Source organism: Alteromonas naphthalenivorans, from assembly GCF_000213655.1.
GTDB lineage: Bacteria > Pseudomonadota > Gammaproteobacteria > Enterobacterales > Alteromonadaceae > Alteromonas > Alteromonas naphthalenivorans.
Map to the genome: position 1 here is coordinate 2340667 of NC_015554.1, position 24301 is coordinate 2364967.

Genomic DNA, 24301 nt, shown 5'->3' on the forward strand with positions numbered 1-24301 from the left:
GTTTACTCTCTTAACGCGGCCTCAAACTCAGATTCCAGACCTTTAACCACAGTATCTACAGCCTGCTGAATTTCAGCTTCTTCCAAGGTTTTTTCCGGATCTTGTAAGTGAAGTGACAAAGCAAGGCTCTTGTAACCAGGTTCAATTCCCTTGCCTTTGTACACGTCAAACAAGTTTAAGCCAACTAGTTGATTTACGCCAATTTTTTCTATGTAAGAAAGAATATTTCCTACACTCACTTCATCTTTCACCGTAATAGCAATATCACGGCGGTTCGATGGGAAGCGCGATACAGGCGCGGCAGACGGTAATTTACGTGCGACAACAGCTTCCACTTCAAGCTCGAACACAAATACCCGACCATTAACACCCAACAATTTTGTAAACTGTGGATGTATAGCACCAATATAGCCAACTTCTTCATCATTAAGCAAAATTTTTGCAGTCATACCTGGATGCAACGCACTATGTTGAGCACTTACAAAACTAAACTCACCGGTTTTACCCGTTAAGGCCAGTAATGCCTCTACATCTGCTTTTGCATCAAAGAAATCTACTGGGTTGTCGCCTAAGTCCCAGTGCTCTTCGTTACGACGCCCTGCTACAACACCACCAATAACCTGCTGTTGCAATACACCATTAGGCGTATCTTGTTGAGGAATAAAGCGTAATCCAGTTTCAAACAAACGTACTCTGCCCTGTTGACGCTTTTGGTTGTAAGCCGTTGCACCTAGTAACCCAGGCCACAAGCTAACACGCATCACAGACATGTCTGACGAAATAGGATGCGGCAATACCATGCTTTTCGCATCAGGAAATAGTGCACTTTGAATTTTAGGGTCGACAAACGAATATGTAATCGCTTCATTATAGCCACGGCTCAATAATAACGACTTCATGGTGTTAATCGGCAACACCGCTTCTTGAGAAGGCAACATAGACAATGCAGCGGTTGGCGCAACATGTGGAATGTTGTTATAGCCATACACACGCGCTACTTCTTCTATTAAGTCTTCTTCAATCGCAATGTCGAAACGATAGCTTGGCGCCTTCGCTTCCCAACCTTCATTGGTTTGGACAACGTCTAAACCAAGACGTTCAAGCATTTCAAGCACTTGAGCATCATCAATGGTTATACCCAACACGCGGGCTAAACGATCACGTCGTAATAAAACACTGGCCTGCTTAGGCAATTTGTCTTCTTCACAGGCTTCAACAACCGGCCCTGCTTCACCACCACAAATATCTAAGATAAGGGCAGTAGCACGCTCCATAGCGTTACGTTGAAGTTGTGAGTCTACGCCACGCTCGTAGCGGTGCGACGCATCGGTATGTAAACCATACTGACGTGCACGGCCCATAATGGCATCGCGGCTAAAGAACGCACTTTCTAGCAAAATATCTTTGGTTTCTGTGTTTACACCTGAATGTAAACCACCAAAAATACCCGCCATAGCAAGGGCTTTGTTGTCGTCAGCAATCACCAAGGTATCGTCGTTAAGCTTAGCTTCGGTTTCATCTAGCAACGTAAGGGTTTCACCCTTATTCGCCATACGCACGTTTACGCTACCTTCAATAGACGCAAGGTTAAACGCGTGCATAGGTTGGCCAAGCTCTAACAAGATAAAGTTGGTGACATCTACAATAGGGTCGATGCTACGAATACCACAGCGGCGAAGCTTTTCGCTTAACCATAGCGGCGTAGCGGCTGCTACATTAACGTTACGCAGCACACGACCTACATAACGTGGGCACGCTTCTGGCGCGCTTAAGTTAATAGCAATGCTATCGTCAATAGTGGCTGCCACAGGGCTAATAGCCGGCTCGCATACATCTAAGTTGTTCAACACGCCTACTTCGCGGGCAATACCACGAATACCTAAGCAGTCTGCTCGGTTAGGGGTTAAATCAACTTCAATAGAAGTATCGTCTAGGTCTAGGTATTCACGAATGTTCGTGCCTACTGGGGCATCGGCTGGCAATTCAATAATGCCATCGTGATCGTCGCTAATGCCTAGCTCAGAAAAACTACACAACATACCCATAGAAGGTTCGCCACGTAGTTTTGCTTTTTTAATTTTAAAGTTACCAGGCAGTACCGCGCCTACTACAGCAACGGCTACTTTAATGCCTTCACGGCAATTCGGGGCACCGCAAACAATGTCGCGAAACTCACCGTCACCTACGTTTACTTTAGTAACACGTAATTTATCGGCATTCGGGTGCTGGCCACATTCAACCACCTCACCTACTAATACGCCGCTAAATTCGCCAGCAACAGGTTCAACACCATCAACTTCAAGGCCAGCCATGCTTAACTGTTCAGACAGTTCGTTAGCCGACAAAGCAGGGTTAACCCATTCTCTTAACCACTTTTCACTGAATTTCATGCTTACTCTCTGCCTTAGTTGAACTGTTTAAGGAAACGAAGATCGTTTTCAAAAAACGAACGCAAATCATTCACGCCATAGCGCAACATGGTTAAACGCTCTACGCCCATACCAAAGGCAAAGCCAGTGTATTCTTCAGGGTCGATGTTTACGGCCTTAAGTACATTTGGGTGTACCATTCCGCAACCTAATACTTCTAACCACTGACCGTTTTTACCCATCACATCTACTTCGGCAGACGGTTCGGTAAACGGAAAGTAAGACGGACGAAAACGCACTTCAAGCGACTCTTCAAAGAAGTGATGCAAGAAGTCGTGCAAAATACCTTTAAGGTCGGTAAAGCTAACGTTTTTGTCTACCATCAAGCCTTCAACCTGATGGAACATAGGCGTATGGGTTTGATCGTAATCGTTACGATAAACACGCCCAGGTGAAATAATACGTAGCGGCGGCTGTTCAGCTTCCATAGTACGAATTTGAACACCCGATGTTTGGGTACGCAGCATCATGTCTGGATTAAAATAGAAGGTGTCGTGATCGGCACGCGCTGGGTGATTAGCCGGAATGTTCAAGGCATCGAAGTTATGAAAACCATCTTCAATTTCAGGGCCGGTTTTAACCGCAAAACCCAACTCGCCAAAGAACGATTCAATACGCGCAATGGTACGGCTAACCGGATGCAAGTTGCCCGGCGCTTCAGTACGGCCAGGTAACGTAACATCAATGGCTTCTTCAGCAAGCTTCTTGTTTAGCTCTTCACTGCGCAGGGCTTCGCCTTTTGCAGAAATAGCTTGTTGAATTTGCTGTTTGGCCACGTTAATTTTTTGACCAGCCGCTGGGCGCTCTTCGTTAGAAAGCTTCCCAAGCCCTTTAAGTAAGTCGGTAAGTTTACCTTTCTTACCCATGAATTCGACCCTAACTTGGTCTAGTGTGGCTGCATCTTGTGCAGCGTCAATCAGTTCTTTTGCCTGATTGATAATAGCGTCAAGCTCCATGTTTTCCTCAATTGACATGATGACTGGATAACCACGATGCGCTATGCATTGCCCTGTAATTAGGCTAAATCTTGTAATAGATTAAATCCGTAAAGGCTAAATATAGTGCGTTAAAGTGTGGCTTGCCTGAATAAAGGCGACAGTTTACACGACTGATAGACATAACCGCTACCCTATATGGCTGATATTGGCAGATTTTTGTACCAAGCTAGAATAAAAGTTGTTGAATGCGGGGTTACTTTGGTGGCAAACAAGACTTTAGGTAGTTTTTAGATTGGTTAAATAAAACTAGCTACGTGTTTTAAACGGAGAATAGTGAAGATGGTTCTTTGATACTCTTCTTCACGGAAAAATCAACACCAAATAAAAAGGTTAGTTTCATTGATTCACACTTTAGCTTCGATATTCAACACAGTTAGATTATTTGTGGCGTCTAAGTAAGGCAATCAGGGTTTGTTGTGTTGGCTCACCCTTTCCATCAATTCCTTGTTCAATTTGAAATTTAACCAACGCTTTTTTTATGTCTTCTAGACTTGGTAAAGGATCCTCAATAAAACCCTTGCTCTTTAATTCACCCGCAATCCAATCGATTGTTTCCTCATAAAGCTTTAACTTAGATTGCCCGGGAAACGTTATCATTTTTGAATTTTGTTTAACTCGATTATCACTAAAAGACTTTAATATTGCCTTCACAGCAAACAGAAAACGATGACTCGGATAGGCTCTACAATATTTTGTTACGTACACAAGCAACGTATCGGGTTCTTCGAAACTGACTAAGTCAAAAGTATCTTGCTGGAATTCATTTGAGGCTGAAATATACCCATTCATCCACCCACCAAACTGAAACACGGCTTCAGATTCACCAGCTTGCATTAAGTCCAGATATCTAGAACAAGTACTTGAACCAATTCCCTTAATTGCAAAGCTACCATCTTCATTTGCGGCATTAACATTGAAAATTAAACCAAGATAGAAAATTGACAATACAAAAAACTTAATAATCAATCCCATAAAATTATTAATCACTTGAAATATCTCCGTGTAAATCTATGAGCAAGTCTTTGCCACCAATGCCTAAAAGAACCTCATTTGCCGTGATAAATTTAGGTTCGGTAGATATCCACCCTCCGAAACGCGAGGATTTAAGTGCTTCATCTCTCGCCGCGCCAGCCATGTCGAAAACTGCATCCAGTGTAGTCGACTTTACTTTCCCTAATTGATCAATAATCATTAGTGCATAGTCAGTCTGACGCTTTCGAATCCATTCATCCACAAAAAGGACGACACCGTCATCTGCAACCAAAATGTATCTCGGACCGACATGAATTGGCAGATCTAAGGACCAAACAATTTCCTTTTTACCTTCGACATACCTAAATAACGTTGCAATGGGAAAGATATCTGGCGCAATTTTTTCCGGACGCTGCACTAACACCTTAAAGTTTCTATCCTTAGACCAAACACACCGCTGCTTATCTGGAAGCAGAATGCTATCAGAGGAATACGCCATATTATTAATGCCTGTTAAAAAGAATACAAAAAGAACATTAACTAATATGGCACGAAACATATATATCATACTGAGCAAGCTAAACTTTAGACTTTCGAGAAAAAGCGAGCATTATTCCGAAAACAAAGAGTGTTAGAGTTCCAGGGGTAGGAACGCTTGTTAGTACTGGTGTTCCAGCTACTAAATTTGTACTCCCAGGCGGAAGTTGTCCAGCAGAAACTTGAGGGCCAAATGATATAGGGCTACCAAAAAATGAGTTTAATTGTGAAGGGTCAAGAGAACCGGTGACGAGATCGCTGTCTAGAACCGTTTCCAACGAAAGGCCGATATCGAATTCAAAGCCAAATTTAATACCAACTAATTCTGAAGGGGTTGCACCATATCGATCGATTGCGCTGAAAAGATCTATATCAGAGCCGAACGCAAACGAATCGCCAACCGTAAATTTACCAGGCGCAATATCTATTGACATAGACTGACTGCCATTGGTCATGCCGTTAAATACCATATCAGCCAAAGAGACGCCCGTAAAACCACTTGTTCTTAACCCGCTACCAGAGTTTCCAGGCGCATCATTCGTTGTGTCAAAAAAAGCATTAGCGGGAGCTAAATCAATTGTGAATTTAGTTAAGCTAATTCCAGCTGGACCTGTATCAAAACTAATGTCGAAAAAATCATCAGTATTGAAGGGTGTAGAACCTCTTAAATCTACCGTTACTTCTGGTGCATCATTTGTAAACCTGCTAGCTCGAATTTGGTCAATTTGGGCCTGCGTTAGTTGATCTGCCGGAGCATCACGGTTAGAGCCAGTTGTAAGTACATTATCAGCATCACCGGCACCAAAATTGGAATGACCAAGCCCTAAATTATGGCCAATCTCGTGTGCTACAGTATCCGACCTACCTGTGGCCGTAACAGCATCTGAATTGATGACAGCTCCATTCCCATTAATATAAGCTTGTCCAAACAAAGTAGTATTAGGAGCGGAATTGAGTGAGTCGACAAACCAGACATTTAATGTGTTCGCATTACTCGACTGGCCATTCCCCAATAAATTTACGTCAGTTATACCATTTACAGTAAGGAGGCTAGAATCATTGATTGACTGCGTTGGTAAAAATATTGACGCTACACCAGCTTGCTCATAAATTTCTTGTGTTTTTTGGATAGACAAAGGTGAACTTGCACAGTTCGCACCATTATCATCACATATCTGTATAGGATTGATTAACATAAACTGGTCAATCGGCACACCGTAAACATAATTAGTTGCAGCCCAGAGTACACTGCCAAAAATCAATTTTCTTCCGGTAAAAATTTTAAAGCTAGCCATTAGTCGTCCTTAACTTATTTGATTTAATTTAAAATTTGCAACAGGAATTATCAGCTAGAGCCAACACGTTCTTACTGCAACTTGTCAAAAATCTTGCAAGCTTCGAACCAAAAACCAAATACACTTAATTTTCAATAACTTATGAAAAAAATAGAATTCAAATTGAAAAGATATGTAAATATACTTGACATCTTAATCGCTGCATTGGTTAGTAACATTCTGGTAATTTTCAATAATGTAAATTATAGCCTTCCGTTTTCAAAGCTAACTATCTACTTTATTAAGGCTTTACATTCAGACCGTTATGTCAAAATACGACAACACATGTATTTAAAGAGATGCCAATGCCGTTTTATCCCTTGCCCAGCAGCTAAAAAATACTTATCTGGGTAGTTACCCAAAATTTTAATAGACAATAAAACAAATCAACTGTGCACTTTATATACAGTTCATGCTATCAATATAGACGTACCTAAGCAGTTACAAAATCTTCTTTCATTTTGCGTAAAAAGGGGCTTTTATGCTTACCAAGATATTAGCTGTACTCTTATTATTTACTTCCTACAACGCGCATTCTGCGTTCATGCATTTCAATTTCACAGGCTTTGTTTCTAGTGTTGAAAATTATGAAGCAACGTTTTTCGACGAAGCTACTTTACTCGGCCAGCCTGTAAGCGGTTCGTTCACATTAGATCTTTCTAACGAAGTACGAGGCAGACTGGAAACTGGCTGGTACTGGTGGGGGCAAGTGGAAACTGGCTTACCCGTACTAACTTCCCAATTAAAACTAGGTAGCAAAATATACAGCCTTGCCAATCAAGGTATTTACAACGCCTTTGAAGATGACTTCTTTCCTGAAGAGCACATTGAAATGTATAACGGGCCATATTATGACGGCGGCCCTATTGGTGACGGCGAATATTTTAGCGATTTTGCTAGGTTTACAGAAACGGCCCCCCTGGGTGAAACAAACTTAACCTACGATTTAAGCATTTATTTTTTCGATTTAATTAATGACTTTCTGGTATTCAGCGAAGAAACTGAATTATTCGATAAACAGCCCGACTTTTCGCAATCGTTTTTCTGGGAAGATACAGATTTCACTGATGATAACCAAGAAGGTTCGGGTACGTTTGACGTATATGAGAGCTTTTACCCTACGGCAGGTGGTTTTGAGCGCAACATTGATTCAAAGCTAGAATTTACGCTAGCTAGTGTTAGTGCTGTTCGTGTAGATTCGCCTAGTACTTGGTTGATATTTATCGTTATAGGAATCGCATCATGTGCAAGAAAGTATTTACTTACTCGAATTAAAAGGCCAATCGAGTAAATTTCGCACTAAAGAAATCGACGATATATATAATCAAAAACTCAACTTTTCACCAATAAGGTGCATTTAACTCAGCTCTTTTATTTCTAGCACTACTCGACACAACAGAAGCCCCCTTGCGTCACGGGGATCACGGCTGAATTCATACGCACATTTAAAGTTGGCAGCAAGCTTGCTTTATTTGGTGTTTGTTAAATACAGCCTATCCTTGGGCCATACTCTCTCGACTATTAGTGATTTCTATAAGACAATAGCGAGCATAAATAAGTAAGCTGTGCTTAACCTTTTAAGCCCCTTAAAAATGAAGTAAATGCAAATAAAAAGTTTTAGTTTCAACAAGGCCCTTTGTTAAATCGCTTGTAATACTATTTAGCAGTAAAAACGCCAAGTTGGATTTAATGTCGTTGAGACAAACCTGCAAGCAGAGTAAGCTGTGCAAATAACTTATTAAAAGTATCGATTTAGAATCTTCAAGTTTCCAAAAAACTGACTCAAGGGTAAAATAATCAGCGCACACAAATCTATTAAATTATTTGACCGCATCACCTCTGAGTTAATCAAAAAATAGAAAACACATTAGCTGTACTAGTATATAAGGATATAAAATTGGCTCTTTACTTAGCGATAATAATGCTTTTTTCTTTAGTTTTGATTGCGATAGCCTCTTCTAACTCAAAAATTAGAAGCTCTATTAGCGGTTGCTACGCATCGACGAAATTAGTAGATACTTATAATATAAAAACCAAAAGTGACTATAAGTACCTGTTATTTTTAACGCTTACTTTTCTATTAAGTATTTCTTTAGTCCTTTCTAACTTAAAAGGTTTTTTTATCGACTATGACTCGATGTCGGTTCAGCTAAACTTTTTAATAAAAAATAATATCAGCTTACAGATATGGGAGGGCAGGTTTTTCCCTCTTTCGCACGTAGACAACGCTGTAATTCTTAAGATTTTTGGAAATTTCAACGCGTTAAAAATTTATTTAGTTGCTCATTTGTTAGTTGTAACTGTATTAGCTTTCGTGGCTTTTAATTTTTTAACAGTAAAGCAAAGGGTATTCTTACTTTGCTTATTTTTACTTTGCCCACCAATTGTCAATATTTACTCCTCCCCTATTTATTCAGAAAGAAATATACTGTTGCTATTTTTACTTTCTTTTTATTGGTTGAGAAAAGCAGTTAAATCTGAAAACCGTTATAAAGAAACTCTTTTTATTTTCTTAAGCGTATCGGCAGTTTACCTAACAATATTTTTTAAAGAAACAACCGTACTATTTATCGCGAGCTTTGCAGCATCCAGCCTCTTGTTTAAAGCTATCAAAGTTTATTCAGATAAGCCGGACTGGAAGTTAACGCTATTTAAGAGTATTCATAGCTTAGAAACGCTATATATATTTTCTTGCTTCCTATGGTTTATCGCATTTATTCTTCTTGGGGGAGACGTGAACCCTGACTACGTAGCCAAAAGGGCAGATTATTCTTCATTGGAGCTTATCTTAAATAATATAGCTGAAATTACACTTTTTGTACTCATGTCTATAGTTTTTATCTATCGTAGAAAACCTGACTTTTATAGCTCGTTATACATCGCTACAATACCAATGATGCTGTATAGCGTTTTCGTATATAAAGCTCCTGGCGCTTTCAACATTTATCCTTACTATAATTATCTTTTCTATATATCCATGATAATTTTTGCAAACTCTTTGGTCAGAAAAAAGTTTAGTTTCTACTTTCTAAGTGTGCTTACTATTTTTATAGCTTTAACGGTCAACGGCTTTATTAAATTTTCTTCACAAGTAGATGATAGACAGCATGTCATAGACAGATTAATCGAACTTTCATATGCTCCCGATTTCGCTTTGACTATTGACCTTGAGAGTGAGTGGAAAGAGAAAAACTTAGCAAGGTTTTTAATTTATAAAATTGAAAACATCAAGCTTTATCATTTACATCAAAGTAGTCTATTTTGTAATGATTCTTTACTATATTCAGCTAATAAAACATGTACAGCTGTACCTATTAAGAATACAGACTACTTCTTGACGGATATAGAACAAGATTTACCTGACCGGGAGTTAATTTCAACTAATGAACTTAAATTGTACAGTGGAAGATAATAAAACTTATCCGACTGTAGCCAGTCCGTAATTTTTGGTAGAAATAGCTTTCTTGGCAGGCGCTCGGCAATCTCAAACATATGTTAAAGATTGCTGAGCCTGTTTATTAGTGAATGCTAACTATTTTTATCAGGTCTTTTGTTTCTCAGCAAATACCTAGGCCTTCTCTTTGTTTCTACATATATTCTACCGATGTATTCGCCTAGAACACCAATTCCTATGAGTTGAATTCCGCCCAAGAACAGAACCGAGACAATTAAGGAGGGGTAACCCTGAACTTCATTTCCCCAGATTAGCTTATCAATAATCATGAACCCACCATAAAGGAAAGACATAAATGCGATAAATAGACCTACATAAGTCCAAACTCTTAAAGGTACTGTCGAAAAGCTCGTAATCCCTTCTAAGGCTAAGTTCCACAACTTCCAACCATTAAACTTTGTCTCACCAGCCGCACGTTCTTCTCGTGAGTAAGTTACAATGGCGGTGTTCCCCCCTACCCACGATAGCACTGCTTTCATAAATAGGTTTCGCTCGTCGAGCATTATGATGTTTTCGACGATACTCTTGTCCATTAAGCGAAAGTCACCCACATTTTCTTCTATCTTCGTGTAACTAATTTTATTGTGTAACGAGTAGAACCACTGAGCTGTCTTTTTCTTCAAATAAGTATCAGAATTTCTACTCACGCGCTTAGCGAGAACAACTTCAAACCCTTCTTTCCATTTTTCAATAAGCTCATGAACTACTTCAATAGGGTCTTGTAAATCTACATCTATAGGAATTATTGCGTCGCCTGTAGCATGTTCCAATCCAGCAAATAAAGCCGCTTCTTTCCCAAAATTTCTTGATAGTGATAGAGGTACCACTAATGCATCCTCAGAAGCCAGTTTTTCAATAATACTTAAAGTACTGTCGGTACTGCCATCGTCTACAAATACGATTTCCGTTTGGTACTGACTAAGCTCCGCCTTTACCTTGTTGTAAAAAATCTCTATGACTTCCTGCTCGTTCAATACTGGAACGACTAATGTTATTTTACTCACTCTTAGGATCCTTAAAGATAAATACTTTGGAAATGATGAAACCCAATACAAAGCTTGTTGCAGAGAACGCAATTAAAGTATAGATACCAGCTACCGAAAAATAATCGGCGATTAGGCCAAATGTAAAAGCGATAATCCCCATTAGCCCCGTAAACAACACGTATTTAATGAATGAATATTGCGAATTGAACGTAACTTTGCTGTTTACGAAATAAGAAAAGGTGACAGCGACAAGAAACGCTAAAAGATTAGACATAGCCTGAGAAAGACCTAAACTTACTAACAAATAGAAAATTACCCAGTGTAATAGGGTATTGATAACCCCCACTGAAAAATAACGCCTAAACTGAAACCACCCTATCGAGCTCACAAAAACGTCCCTATTCAAAATTAAAATCTCGCTATATTTTTTAATAGCGATAACACAAGTCTATTATTTTCGACGTCTTAGAACCACTAGTTTGATCGTTTAATAGAAGTATATGCTTAGCAAAGGCGAAGCCACCACACTGGTACACTAATTTTTATTTATTTTGCATCATTCTATTAACTTAAACGCATTTTGTGTAACACGTTATTGAGTAAGGCCGTTTAAAAAGCAGTCTCTCAGGTGAAGTGCAGTATGACTACGCGACCTCGTTGAGCCCCAAACTCGTATCGGGCGGAAAAGGTAAGCAACCAACTCTTTAGAATGTACACTATTATTTCTCGTCCTTAGCTATATTTTTATGTTTTTTATATACACTTCGACGTAATATTACTCCACTGAAACTGAAGGCTGTTTGGCTAAAACTTTTAGCGCTCCAATTACATTTATGAATATAAGTGATTACTTTAATGGAAATTAGTGATAAACCCAAAATTAGTTACAGACCGGATATTGATGGGCTAAGAGCCTTTGCCGTTTCTGCAGTAGTACTATTCCATTGTGGTTTTTATGGCTTATCTGGTGGATTTATAGGCGTCGATATATTCTTTGTTATTTCCGGTTATCTCATAACTTCATTGCTGATCCGTGACCTAACTAAAGGTGATTTTAGTCTTACAGCGTTTTACGCTAAAAGAATTAGACGATTGTATCCCGCGCTTGTTTTTACGTTATTCATTACTCTTATTGGCGGTTATTTCATTTTTATGCCTGACGAATTCAAAGAGTTGGGGCAAAGCGCTGTCAGTGTAGTAACGTATCTATCCAATATTTTTTTCTGGTTAAAAAGTGATTATTTCGATGGACCCTCTGAACTAAAACCACTTCTCCACACTTGGTCTCTTGCTGTGGAAGAACAGTTTTACATCATATTCCCTCTTATAATGATTCTTGTTTTTAAATTGCACAAAAAGTTTAGAAACCTTGCACTATTTGCTCTGCTATTACTTTCTCTAATCGCCTGTACTTTATATGTACATATCGATAACAGCGCCGCATTTTTCTTTATGCCATTTAGAATTTGGGAATTTTTAGCTGGGGCGATGTGTACGCTAGTGGTAAGGCTAGTCGTAAAAAACACTATTCGAGAAATTATTACGCTAATTGGGCTATTATTAATCGCGCTTTCGGTAATTGTCATTGATGAATCTATGCTTTTTCCTGGTATTAGTGCCATACCCGTTTGTTTAGGAACAGCTTTAGTCATAGCCTTCAATAATAATGAAACTTATATAAGCAAATTTCTAGCAGCAAAGCCTATTGTATTTATAGGCAAAATCTCTTACTCAACTTACTTAATACATTGGCCATTAGTAGTGTTTTATACCTACTACATCATTCGTGAAATTAATTTAGTTGAGAAAATCACTCTTGTTTTCCTATCATTTGTTTTTGGTTACATTATTTATTCCACCGTTGAAAATAGATTCAGGAAAGGGAAAATCACTTCAAAAGAATCGAAAACAACGTTTATGTACACCATCGCTTTTTCAGTATTTGTGGCTTGCATTGGTGGGTTAATACACCTTCAGGATGGCTTTAAGCAAAGATTTGCTATTAATGAAGTAGTTAGCGAAGAAAGACCAGTATTCCGCGCTTTTTCAGGTAAGTGTTTCCTGTCCACTAATGAAAGCTATGAAAAATGGTCTGGCGATAATTGTTTTATTGGCGCTAAGCAAGAAAGTAACCATAATACCCTTTTGTGGGGTGACTCTCATGCGAACCATTTGGTTTACGGCATTCATAGTCAGAAAGAAAAAATTAAAAGTAATATTCTTTTGTTTGCCAGTGCAGGCTGCCCTCCTATATTCGATGCGCAACCTAACAATCGACCAAATTGCGCTTACAATAATAGTAATGTAATTCAAGTTATTGAATCTCATAATATTGACCACGTAGTACTTGCATCTAACTGGCAATATGCAGCCACTCAAGGTGTAGAACTAAATAAGTTAGGCGACACAATAAAGACACTTAAAGCATTAAATGTGAAGGTGTCCCTGGTTAATCAACTACCTATCTACCCTATCAATAATCCAGAGTATTTAATTTTGCGTTTGTCCAACGGCAAACCCTTGAATGAAGATTGGCACTTAAAACCAAGTAAAGGCCAGAAAGAAAGCAAACAGATTAAACAAATTGCATACACCTCTAACATTCCAGTTATAGATAGTATGAGTACATTTTGTGATCACGGAGAATGCAAGATAATTCAGAAAGGTAACCTAATGGTGAAAGACGCTGGTCATTTATCAGAGCTTGGAAGCAGCTATTTTATTTCCTCTATGTTGAACCAAAATATAGGCTTCTGGGATTAGCTTAATGCTTTACCTTAACTATATGCGTGCGCACCTATTAGCGGTGTTCTCGAGCTTAACGTAGCTTTTAACATTATTATTTTTAAATAGCCTCTGCCGTAAAAAGGAAGTTAAGTGAAGAGAGTTTTGTTTGTTATAAATTCTATTGGGTATGGGGGTGCAGAAAGGGCACTGGTGAATTTATTGAGTAAACCTTCATTCTACTCTGAGTTTGATGTACATGTTGCTCTTCTAGATGATGAGCCCATCGTTCGCACGCTTCCTGATAACATCACGCTACATCAATTAGAAAGTAAAAGAGGTTTATTTCGTAGTTTTATTAATTTAATGCGCCTTCAGCGCGAGTGTAAACCTGATTTATGCGTTAGTTTTCTGGTTAGGGCTAATGTCGTGAACGCTGCACTTAAATTGGCTTCTAGAAACAGGAAGGTCGTTTTATGTGAGCGCATGCATTTAAGTAGTCATCTAGACGGGCAATTTAAAAACATGAAGCGGGTGTTGGCGGGTATATTACCCAAATTAACCTATCGCCTTGCCGACGCTGTAATTGGTGTATCAACTGGGGTAACAAGTGATCTTGTTGAAAACTTCAGCGTTCCAGCTACCAAAGCCACAACCATATTTAACCCCTACAATCTTTCACAAATTGAAGAGCATTCAGATATTGAACCTGAATTTGCATTGCCTGACTCTTTTGTTGTTAGTACAGGAAGGCTAACGCCAAGCAAAAACGTAAAAGGTCTGATAGATGCTTACTTGGCATCGAACGAGAGCGCTCCCCTATGTATTTTAGGGGAAGGTGAGCAAAAAGAAGAAATAGAAGATTACATTATACTTAAAAATGCGAAGCAGAAAGTGTTACTACTTGGGTATGCTGAAAACCCCTTCGCCATTGTATCAAAAGCCAAATATTATGTTTCCGCATCGTTGAATGAAGGTTTTCCCAATGCGCTTGTAGAGGCCATGGTTTTAGGTTTACCAGTAATAATGACAAACTGCCCTTCTGGACCTGCCGAAATACTAAATGAAAACCCACAATATACGAGTGATGAGCTCACAGAAGCCAAACACGGCTTGTTAGCCCCCCTGAATAACACCTCAGAATTAACTCGAGCCTTTAATCTGTACAGCGAAGAACCTATTCGCGCCAATTACGCTGAAAAAGCTAGGAAACGAGCTGAAGATTTTTCTATAGAAACTATTGCTAATGAATATTGGCAATTTTTGCGACAAACGTTACTACAGCATTGAGTTGAATAAAATAAGGTGTTCGTGTGCGTTCGCTTCCCATGTATTATTCGATTGCAGAAATTCAGCCGATTTACTTCTGTAAATCGAATAATCTTCAGCATTTAGTTTTGCAGTAAGCGCGAGTACGTCGCCCTTTTTTACATAGCTTTCTTCATTGAGTTTGAACTCACGGTGGGCTGGTATATCACTGGCCACTATAGGTGTGTTGGCCGACAAAGCTTCAGCTACTACTAGGCAATACCCCTCCATAAATGAGGGATTCACTAGAAGTGCAGCATTTTGGTAAATGGTAGCCAGATTAGCACCAGTATGAGGACCTGCAAATATAATATTCTCGCTTTTATACTGAGTAATCTTTTTCACGTAATCATTAGCGATGTAATTATCGCCTACAATCACTAACTTTAACTGAGTCGGATGCATTGCTAGGTAAGCATCTATAAGGTTATCAAAGCCTTTTGTTGCGTCTAACCTTCCAACCGCTAAAAGATATTGTTTTGGTTCTAAACCTAACTCCTTCAAAAGCGCATCTTGCTCGGTTCCAGCGGTCAAGTTATTGAGTGAGCCAGCATTACGAATGACAAGGCGTTTTTGTAATAGAAACGGAAAGCGAGCATCTAACTCTTCTTTTACCGAAGCGCTTACGCAAATAATTCGTGAAGCAAACAGAACAGTAAACAACTCCCCTATTTTCAATATTAGCTTGGCGTACCATTTCCATTTAGGCCGTTTATAGTCAGGTGAATGATGTGTAACTACGGTTTTAAACCCTAATAGCCGCGAGAACAAACTAAAGAAGCCAGGACCTATTCCATGAAGGTGCATAATTTTAGGATGTATGAAGATACGGGCGTAACACAAAGCGACAAACGTATGAAAAAAAGTTTCAAACCCGGAAATTTTAAGCGCCTTTATTACTTTTATATCAACTTTTTCGTATTGGTAACTTTCTTGCTGCTTATAAGGCAACCTAGTAATTATTGTTATTTTATATGAAGGGCTCTCTTTGCGTATCAAGGGATACAGCTTTTGACAAATTGTTTCAACACCGCCGACAAAGTTGGGCACCCCTCTTGTGCCAACAACACACACATGTGACATCAATCCTTTCCCTATTAGCCTACGTTACCCGAGTTTTCCCTAAGTTTAGTATGAACTGGATTCGGATACACAAAATAATTGCACACCACACTGAATAAAATAACGAAATAGTTATATAAGTCCGTAATTAGTACTTTTTTTGTTCCGACTAATCGCTTGTGGAGTTTAAAACGTATTATCATATAATTTAAAACTCCGAGTGATTCAAAATCTTGATAACACAAGATTTCTGATATATTTAAAATACAACTTATAGATGACGGAGGGCAATAGTGGTAGGTAGAGATTCACGGATAGATTTTATTAGGGGTTATGCAATGATTACTATCTGCGTCAACCATGTAACTTGGTTGTTAGAAAAAGCGGGATACAATGAATCTCGATTCCCTACTTTAACACATTATGGATACTCTTCAGCAGCTGAAATTTTTATTTTCATGTCTGGTTGCATGGTAGGTATGGTTTACTTGAATAAACCAAAAGTTAACAAAAAACTATGCAGTAGAGCCATCTATTTATATTTATCTAATATTGGTTTGTTTACGTTACTAGCAATTATTGGAATGTTTTTTTCCTTAAATCTTCTCTCTGAGCAGACTCAATTAATTACTTTATACGCACATCCAGTAGATAGTCTTAAGAACTTTTTGACATTAAAGTACTGCCCCTTATTTACAGAATTACTATATCTATATTTTTTACTACTATTAATGTCTATACCATTCACGTATATCTTATAAAAGCACCCTTTTATTTATCACTTTATCTCTAGCTCTATATTTTCTTTCCCAGCTTTTTCCCAATATAAAATTGGTCAATATTTCCTCACCCGATGAAATGTGGAGCTTTAATATATTTTCTTACCAGTTTTTATTTATGCTAGGAACTTTATTTGGCCACAAATCCGGTTTCAAGCAATTATTTTCTATAGTAACGAAAAACAAAATAAACATCGCAGTACCTTTTATACTTTTGATTATAGGATATTTCATACAGCGGCACGATCTATTGTCGATTAGTGGGACTTGGCTTGTTGATAAAGGAGGGTTGGGTCCTATCAGGATTATGCATTTTTTCATAGTACTAACGTGCCTTATGAGCGGATTGCACCTAACTAAAAAGTTTTCAAATACTCCATTGTTCAAATTGATAGAAACAATTGGCCGTCAGTCTCTCTCCTCATTCATTACAAGTGTAGTATGTGCATATGTGAGCCTGGGAATATGGATTAAAACTTCTCAACCCACTACTTTATATTTACCACTAGTTCTATCATCGTTGATAATAATGCTAGTTGTGGCTGTGATAATAGATCGTAAAAATATGATTAAAAAATCATAAGCAGCTTCATTATTCATTTATATATTTGCTTAGATCGCATGTAATCATATCAAGAAATTTAGGTCACCTTCTTCGTAGGATATAATTGGCTTAGCCAAAATAACGAATAGAGCACTATGTAACTACGAACCTAGCTCCGAAGTGCGGCAGCATCTAAATTAGTTAAAAAGTTCTGCTCATGTCGGCTGCCCTTTCCGCGAGTAGTTTATGTATAAGATACACCTTACCGCTATTCAATTTTTGCTGTACGTAGTCATAAATCCACTCACGACTGTCTGGTATCATAATCTATGAAAGAAGTTTGAAAACAATAGCACTACTGCCTATCAATTCAAAACGTGTTCATTTAGTTGGATATCTGGTGGGAGATGAAACACAATTTCATATAGATGGTAGGCTCAAAGTCAATATCAGAATAGTCGAAGATACGCCCAACAGTAAGCATTAGTTGTTGAAGTTATCTTTATTTAGGATATCGTTTCGTTACTTAGCTTTTAGATCCAACTACGTTAGTTTTTTTCATTTTAAACAGCTTCAATCATGGGAAATAGTAATATGAAACCAGTAATACTCGCTGGCGGCAGCGGAAGCCGTTTATGGCCAAAATCACGCGCAGCGCTTCCTAAGCAATTTCTATCATTAACGTCAGAAAATACAATGCTCCAAGATACTGTTTCACGGTTAGCCGGCATTAATACTCAGCGCGCAATTTTTATATGTAACGAGGCACATAGATTTCTTGTCGCTGAACAGCTAAGACAAAAAAACATTGACCATTCAGGGATTTTACTAGAACCCGTTGGGCGAAATACTGCACCGGCAATAGCACTCGCAGCGCTTCATGCTACGCTGAGTGGAGAAGACCCCGTACTATTGGTTTTGGCGGCAGACCACTTAATAACCGATGAGCCCGCATTTCATGAAGCAGTAGTAAAGGCCAATTCTTTAGCTGAAAAAGGTCACTTAGTTACATTTGGAATAGTGCCTACACAGCCTCATACAGGCTATGGATATATAAAAGCAGGAGAGAGTCTAAATGAAGGTTTTAAAGTTGAAAAATTTGTGGAAAAACCGAGTTTAAAAACTGCTGAGACATATTTAAGTTCAGGAAAATACTTATGGAATAGCGGTATGTTTATGTTTAGGGCAAGTCGTTATTTAGAAGAGTTGGAAAAATATAGCCCAGAAATACTTAACGCTTGCAAACAAGCTATCGCGACAGAAAGCCCAGATTTAGATTTTATCCGCGTTGATAAAGATATATTTAGCAAGTGCAAAGATGATTCTATCGATTATGCAGTGATGGAAAATACTGATAGTGCAGCGATGGTAACTTTAGATGCTGGGTGGTCTGATGTTGGAAGTTGGTCATCAATTTGGGATGTAGCAGAGAAAGATGATAGTGGCAATGCAACCGTTGGCGATGTTATTTTAGAAAATACTAAAGGTAGTTATGTAAATGCTGAACAACGTCTTGTTTCAGTAATAGGTTTAGACAATGTGATTGTGGTTGAAACAAAAGACGCAGTAATGGTTGCGCACAAGGACGATACACAAAGTATAAAGACAGTGGTCGATAAATTAAAAGCCGATGAACGCCCAGAGTTTCAGTTTCATCGAGAAGTTTTTCGTCCATGGGGAAGTTATGATTCAATTGATAATGGCGCTCGCTTTCAAGTTAAACGAATCACAGTTAAACCTGGCGAAAAGCTATCTGTTCAAATGCATCATCATCGAGCTGAGCATTGGATTGTAGTATCTGGTACGGCAAACGTTACTATTAATGATAATACACAACTAGTTAGTGAGAACCAATCAGTTTATATACCTATTGGATCTGTTCATGCGTTAGAAAATCCTGGGAAAATTCCATTAGAACTCATTGAGGTTCAGTCTGGCGCATACCTTGGTGAAGACGACATAGTTAGATTTTCAGACAGATATGGACGAGCCCCTAAATAGGTTTACTTTGTACGGTAAAGATCTTATTACCTTAAAAGCACTTATAAAATAGTGATTGCTAGCCATTTATAATATCAATCTAAGCAGTTGTACTGGCTTTAAAAGGCCAAGTACAACTACGAGTTCATGATTTATCTGTAAAAAATTTATTGTTCCAATCGGCACCTTGTACTCTGCGGGGCTTAAAACTAAGCTTTAATATTCATCTCGGCGATAAGTATTAATTTCATTCCAGTCGCTTTTTGTAATTATTTTTCGTTTACTAGCCAAAGGAATTTCTCATGGAACTTCGCAAAGTTAAATCTTGCTATTCAAACACGCTATTTTCAACCTTCATTGTTCTACTCCTCGCGTCATGTTCCGTCATCAATCTACCAAATAAAATGGACATTAGTAATAGTCAACCAGGAGCTTTAATACAAGATGAATTGGCAGGTCACGCCAAATTAGATAATAGTGAACTAAAAAAATTTCTTCTGTCAATTGATGCTGGAAAGAAAACGCGAGCTCTAGTGCGTGGTAACACTGACACTATCATTCGGCTTTATCGCTTAAATTCACTAGCGATAGTTAGTGAAAAAAACTTCCAAGGTTCGTTATTGGCCGAAAGCTTAAGTGGCTCGGAAGATAAAGCTAATGCAATAACAACACTCATTTCATTATTTCCTATAGATGCTTACAGAATTTTAACTTATGTCGAGCAAAACAGAATAATTGATACGTCAGACATTTTAGCGATTGCTGTAAAGAAAAAATTAGACCCATCAATTATATTAAATGCGGCGGCATCCGGCATGGAAAATTCTGCAACCCCTTTGATTCATTCTGCGGGACTAGTCATATACGGTCAAAATGAAGAAAACCAAAGTGAGGTTAAATATAGAATAAAAGGTAGTAGCAAATGGCTACCTGCACTTGCGCTTAGTTGGGATCCAATTTATGGGGCACTGTCTGGTAGTATTGTTCATTTAGACCCTAACACCAACTATGAAGTAGAAGTTCTGGTTACCGATTATGAATCGAACACGAAGTCATACTCTTTCCAATTTACTACTCAACCAGATTCCCCACCAATTGACTCTGAAAAAATTTATTATTTATCAGAAATATATAATGGCGGCCAACTGGACCTCGAAGCACTAAATATCTATGGTAGTGAAGATGGTTACGCAAAAGTTATAGGTGATGGTGAAACTATAATTGCGAATGAGGACGACTTATCGGCAGTTAATATTGGAAGCCAGAGTTATATCATACTTGAAAACCTCACAATTGAAAGCGGGGTAAGATACGGAATTTTCGCAAAAAATACGCATCACATATGGATTAAAGGTTGTAATATTTCCAAATACGGACGAGAAGCAACTATTGTTAAAAATGGTAAAGCTTACTCTTCAGAAACTAGTACCTCACCTATTAATTATGATTCAGGGATATATCTAGAAAAGACTGGAGTATCTGTTATAGAAGAGTGTGAAATACACAGCCCCAACGGTAAAGCAAACCATTGGGGCTATGGACACCCTAATGGTCCAAACGCTTTGCAGGTTTACGCATATCATCCGGAAGAACAGTTCCGTGGACAAATGATTGTAAGAAATAATAAATTTTATGGATCGGACCTACACAGATTCAACGACGTTATAGAAGGAAGAAAAAACACTTGGAGAAATGGCGGATTTGTACGGGATTCCGCTATTTATGGAAATTATCTTGCTTATGCTAATGATGACCTTATCGAGATTGATGGAGGCCAACGCAACGTATTGGTTTACGAAAACGAACTGACCCAAGGATATGTTGGAATAAGTGTCGCCCCTAACATGCTTGGACCGAGTTATTTATTCCATAACTATATTCACGATTTAGGCGACGAGCGGGGAAAAGAATGGACAGCTATAAAAGCTGGGGGCTTGTTAGCAAAACCTGGTGGGAAAACATATATCTTAGAAAACTACATTGTTACAAATCGGAACGGTATTGCGGCATCAAATGTTAACAATGACAATAGCTTTTGGTTAGAAGTAAGAAATAATATCATTATCAATCGCAACAAAAGTAATATGGTTGGACTGGGTATTTATGATAAACAGAAATACTTCTTATCGAATTTTTATAACAATGTAATTTATAATATTCAAGCAGAAGCACCTTATATTGAAGTGGCGCATGACAGTATTAAAGAACATTTTTTAACATATGATAGTCAGTTTGTCGGCTCATTAAATAATGAGCCAAACGTTGAATTACCTATCTTTTCTGAAGATTCTATTTATAATTTTACGCGCTCAATAGAAAACGTCGAGACACCAAAAAATGAACTTATCGTAAACTTTTTTGATTACCCAGTAACACCATTTGCTACCCAAACTAAATACGGCACGGTAATAATCAACGATAAAGATACCTTATCTTTGTCAGGAAATGGTTGGTATAAAATACCTGTGGACTATGAAATTACTAAAGATACTGTATTAAGCCTAAATTATATTGCCGAAGGCAGGATAGAGATTGGGGGGGTCGCCTTCGAAACCGATAACAAAGTGACAGCTTCGAGAGTATTTAAATTTATTGGAGTACAGCCCTACGGACACAATTTGACTAATGTGACGAGAAATAAGAGAGAAACGAAGGTTAATATACCAATTGGTGAATATAATCTTGGAAATTTAAATTACATTGTATTTATATTAGACAATGATGTAATCGAATCAAATAATAATAGCAAAATGACGTTTCACAATATTAAACTCCAAGAAAAAAACCAAAAAACTCAAAACAAGTTATATAAAGAGATGATACCTATAGGTCAGATGGGTCTTTAGTCAGAACAACCTTTTAACAAGAAAGTTAAATAAGAAATGCAAAAATGAATAAAATTTCATTGTTAATAAATTTCAATTAAATCATTCGTGACAGGCATATTAAAAAAGATTAAATACTAATTTTAAATATAGAAAAAATAACTTAAGAGTATTTTTATAGATTATATACCGACAAAACTTCAGAAATAAAATATTTCATTTAAATCAGTTGAAAACTTTACATACTATCTTAGTAAAGTATTATATTACTAATCTGAAGGTCTTGTATATTTTCTAATGGGACATTGGCGGTCACTATAATTCACATTTAATTTTGACTTGACAAAAAAATTAAGTTTAAGCACATTTTAAGTATAGGAGCAAAAATGAACCCAACACCTCCGCTAATCTCTATTGTAATCCCAGTCTACAACGCAGAGCGTTTTATTGAAAAAGCCATTGAAAGTATCTGCAACCAATCTTATAAAAATATAGAAATTATTGTCATTGATGATGGCTCTATTGATGAGTCATTACAGATAATAAAATCGATCAGGGACGACAGAATAAGAATTATTTCTAGAGAAAATAGAGGGCTCATAGCATCTTTGAATGAAGGAATTAATTTGAGCCGAGGATCATATATCGCAAGGATGGATGCAGATGATATCTCCTCCCCTATTAGAATTGAACAACAAGTAAAGTATTTTGAACATCATATCGATTGTGGTGTTTTGTTTACTGGTCTCGAATATATTGACGAAAATGGTAATATAATCCGAAAAAAAGTTTCTGACAAAACAAGGGAAATAGAACCTGTGGAGTTTCTGTTCGGCTGCCCTTTGTGCCACCCAACAGCGATGTTTAACATGAATAAGCTGACCAAAGATGATTTAATTTATGACCCCAAATTTGATAAAGTTGAAGATTTTGAGCTATGGACTCGTCTTTCGAAAACGACTGGTATTAGTCTACTAAATGAAGTTCTATTTCAGTATCGAATTCACTCAGAAAGTATTACTTCAAAAAATAGAAAAAACCAAAGAGAAAGTGCAGTCGAAGCTATTTATAAGAACCTGTGTGATGTAAAAAATAAGAAAATAAAAAATAAACTGCGGTTAATCTATAATAACCATCAGGATCAGGGTGGTATTTTTAAAACTGGCTGGGTACTCATATTACTATTCTTTAAACTTAAAGGCATTAATATTAAATTTTCTCGATTCGTATATGCGCAAAAAAGCTATGGAATCTTAAAGAGAAAACTAAAGCTATCGCCAGTAAAAAGTTTAAGATCTGATTTAAATTCGAGCAGTAGTAAATAATATGTTTAATATTAGAAATTTTTATATAGAAAAAAAGAATAACTCGATTATTAAGAAATCATTAAAAAGAAAAGAATTTTCCAACGTAATATGGCTCATTGGGGATGGCAGAAGTGGAACAACCTGGATTGCGAATCTTTTAAATTCAGACAGAAGTTATCGAGAAATGTTTGAACCATTTCACCCGGTAAAAGTTTCGGAAGCGAAAAACTTTAGTGAAAATATGTATTTACATCCAGATGAAGAGAATAGTGAACTCCATAGCTTTATGCAAAAGATATTTGAAGGGGCCATCACTAACTCATGGGTTGATCAAGAGCTAAAAAATCAAAAATTTTCAGGTCTATTAATCAAAGATGTTTTTGCCAATTTACATGCTAAGTGGGCCATTCAGAATTTTCCACAGGTAAAGCCGATCTTACTAATTAGAAACCCTTTGTCGGTAGCATCATCAAAGTTTGTAACTAAACGATGGAATTGGCCAGAATATGTGCCTAATATAAATAGAAAGTTATCTGATACACACTTGTTAGGACTTGATGACGTTATAGATGGAGTTATTAGGCGAAATGACTATATTGAGAAGCAAGTGCTTAATTGGTGTATCATTCACAGGGTACTTAGCGAGCAATTCAGGCAAAACGAAATACACATAATTTGCTATGAAGATGCCTATTTGAACCCTGATATCTGTGTTAAAAAAGCATTGGCTTACGCAAATAAAAATCAAGACACTGAGTTATCTAGTAATATTCTTAAAGCTTCATCAAAAGTATCTTTTAAAGGTAGTTCTATAATTGAAAAGAAAGATCCACTAACTATCTGGCGGGAAAATGTTACTGATGAACAAATTTTATTAGCTGAAAACCTCCTAAAAAATTTCGGGCTTGCTAAATGGTACCCTGAATTTAAAACACCAGACACAACAGTTATAAAGAATAGCTTTCTTAAAATTTAATCAATCTTTAGATACTAGCATTTAAATATTACTCATTACTTACTGCTACCATTTTCCAATAATTCGATAGCTCTATTGTACAATTC

Annotated in this window: 18 protein-coding genes; 10 read left to right on the plus strand and 8 right to left on the minus strand. The window is 37.5% G+C overall.

The window, feature by feature from the left end; all coding sequences use genetic code 11:
* Positions 1–2: 2 nt before the first annotated feature.
* The 5 genes from pheT to AMBT_RS10250 all read right to left on the minus strand — a co-directional run bounded on the left by pheT (position 3) and on the right by AMBT_RS10250 (position 6231).
* The gene (gene pheT / locus AMBT_RS10230; RefSeq protein ID WP_013784551.1) at positions 3–2390 is read right to left on the minus strand and encodes a phenylalanine--tRNA ligase subunit beta; all 2388 of its coding nucleotides are present in this window, start codon (positions 2388–2390) and stop codon (positions 3–5) included.
* A gap of 14 nt (positions 2391–2404) precedes the next feature.
* Positions 2405–3385 (minus strand): phenylalanine--tRNA ligase subunit alpha, encoded by a 981-nt coding sequence (pheS, locus tag AMBT_RS10235; protein ID WP_013784552.1) that lies wholly within the window; start codon positions 3383–3385, stop codon positions 2405–2407.
* 420 nt (positions 3386–3805) lie between these two features.
* A complete protein-coding gene (locus tag AMBT_RS10240) occupies positions 3806–4414 on the minus strand; it encodes a hypothetical protein (protein ID WP_013784553.1) in 609 nt (202 codons plus the stop codon).
* Positions 4407–4958 (minus strand): hypothetical protein, encoded by a 552-nt coding sequence (locus AMBT_RS10245; protein ID WP_148259098.1) that lies wholly within the window; start codon positions 4956–4958, stop codon positions 4407–4409. The genes AMBT_RS10240 and AMBT_RS10245 overlap by 8 nt, the downstream gene beginning before the upstream one ends.
* A gap of 19 nt (positions 4959–4977) precedes the next feature.
* Complete coding sequence (locus tag AMBT_RS10250) at positions 4978–6231, minus strand: zinc-dependent metalloprotease family protein (RefSeq protein WP_013784555.1); 1254 nt, start codon at positions 6229–6231, stop codon at positions 4978–4980.
* A gap of 520 nt (positions 6232–6751) precedes the next feature.
* Between AMBT_RS10250 and AMBT_RS10255 the strand changes: the two genes are divergently transcribed.
* Positions 6752–7561, plus strand: a complete 810-nt coding sequence (locus AMBT_RS10255) for a hypothetical protein (protein WP_013784556.1) — start codon at positions 6752–6754, stop codon at positions 7559–7561.
* Positions 7562–8167: 606 nt separating this feature from the next.
* Positions 8168–9682, plus strand: a complete 1515-nt coding sequence (locus AMBT_RS10260) for a hypothetical protein (RefSeq protein WP_013784557.1) — start codon at positions 8168–8170, stop codon at positions 9680–9682.
* Positions 9683–9798: 116 nt separating this feature from the next.
* On the opposite strand, the gene AMBT_RS10265 is transcribed toward AMBT_RS10260, so the two are convergent.
* Entirely contained in the window at positions 9799–10728 is a 930-nt protein-coding gene (locus AMBT_RS10265) for a glycosyltransferase family 2 protein (RefSeq protein WP_013784558.1), read from the minus strand.
* Positions 10721–11098: a GtrA family protein gene (locus AMBT_RS10270; protein ID WP_148259099.1), complete on the minus strand. Its 378-nt coding sequence runs from the start codon at positions 11096–11098 to the stop codon at positions 10721–10723. Before AMBT_RS10270 ends, AMBT_RS10265 begins: the two co-directional genes overlap by 8 nt.
* Positions 11099–11565: 467 nt before the next feature.
* Between AMBT_RS10270 and AMBT_RS10275 the strand changes: the two genes are divergently transcribed.
* The gene (locus AMBT_RS10275) at positions 11566–13473 is read left to right on the plus strand and encodes an acyltransferase family protein (protein WP_013784560.1); all 1908 of its coding nucleotides are present in this window, start codon (positions 11566–11568) and stop codon (positions 13471–13473) included.
* A gap of 174 nt (positions 13474–13647) precedes the next feature.
* Positions 13648–14724 (plus strand): glycosyltransferase, encoded by a 1077-nt coding sequence (locus tag AMBT_RS10280; RefSeq protein WP_232363228.1) that lies wholly within the window; start codon positions 13648–13650, stop codon positions 14722–14724.
* On the opposite strand, the gene AMBT_RS10285 is transcribed toward AMBT_RS10280, so the two are convergent.
* Positions 14713–15825: a glycosyltransferase family 4 protein gene (locus AMBT_RS10285; protein ID WP_013784562.1), complete on the minus strand. Its 1113-nt coding sequence runs from the start codon at positions 15823–15825 to the stop codon at positions 14713–14715. The two genes, AMBT_RS10280 and AMBT_RS10285, sit on opposite strands and share 12 nt — an antisense overlap.
* A gap of 317 nt (positions 15826–16142) precedes the next feature.
* On the opposite strand from AMBT_RS10285, the gene opgC (AMBT_RS23170) reads away from it, so the two are divergent.
* The 6 genes from opgC (AMBT_RS23170) (at position 16143) to AMBT_RS10315 (ending at position 24215) form a co-directional block, all read left to right on the plus strand.
* Positions 16143–16565, plus strand: coding sequence for an OpgC domain-containing protein (gene opgC / locus AMBT_RS23170; protein WP_013784563.1), 423 nt, complete (start codon positions 16143–16145; stop codon positions 16563–16565).
* A gap of 64 nt (positions 16566–16629) precedes the next feature.
* Entirely contained in the window at positions 16630–17166 is a 537-nt protein-coding gene (opgC, locus tag AMBT_RS23175) for an OpgC domain-containing protein (RefSeq protein WP_417874138.1), read from the plus strand.
* Positions 17167–17721: 555 nt separating this feature from the next.
* Positions 17722–19128: a mannose-1-phosphate guanylyltransferase/mannose-6-phosphate isomerase gene (locus AMBT_RS10300; protein WP_013784565.1), complete on the plus strand. Its 1407-nt coding sequence runs from the start codon at positions 17722–17724 to the stop codon at positions 19126–19128.
* A gap of 281 nt (positions 19129–19409) precedes the next feature.
* Entirely contained in the window at positions 19410–21953 is a 2544-nt protein-coding gene (locus AMBT_RS10305; protein ID WP_013784566.1) for a right-handed parallel beta-helix repeat-containing protein, read from the plus strand.
* 365 nt (positions 21954–22318) lie between these two features.
* The gene (locus AMBT_RS10310) at positions 22319–23257 is read left to right on the plus strand and encodes a glycosyltransferase (RefSeq protein WP_013784567.1); all 939 of its coding nucleotides are present in this window, start codon (positions 22319–22321) and stop codon (positions 23255–23257) included.
* A gap of 1 nt (position 23258) precedes the next feature.
* Entirely contained in the window at positions 23259–24215 is a 957-nt protein-coding gene (locus AMBT_RS10315) for a sulfotransferase domain-containing protein (protein ID WP_013784568.1), read from the plus strand.
* Positions 24216–24301: the final 86 nt, after the last annotated feature.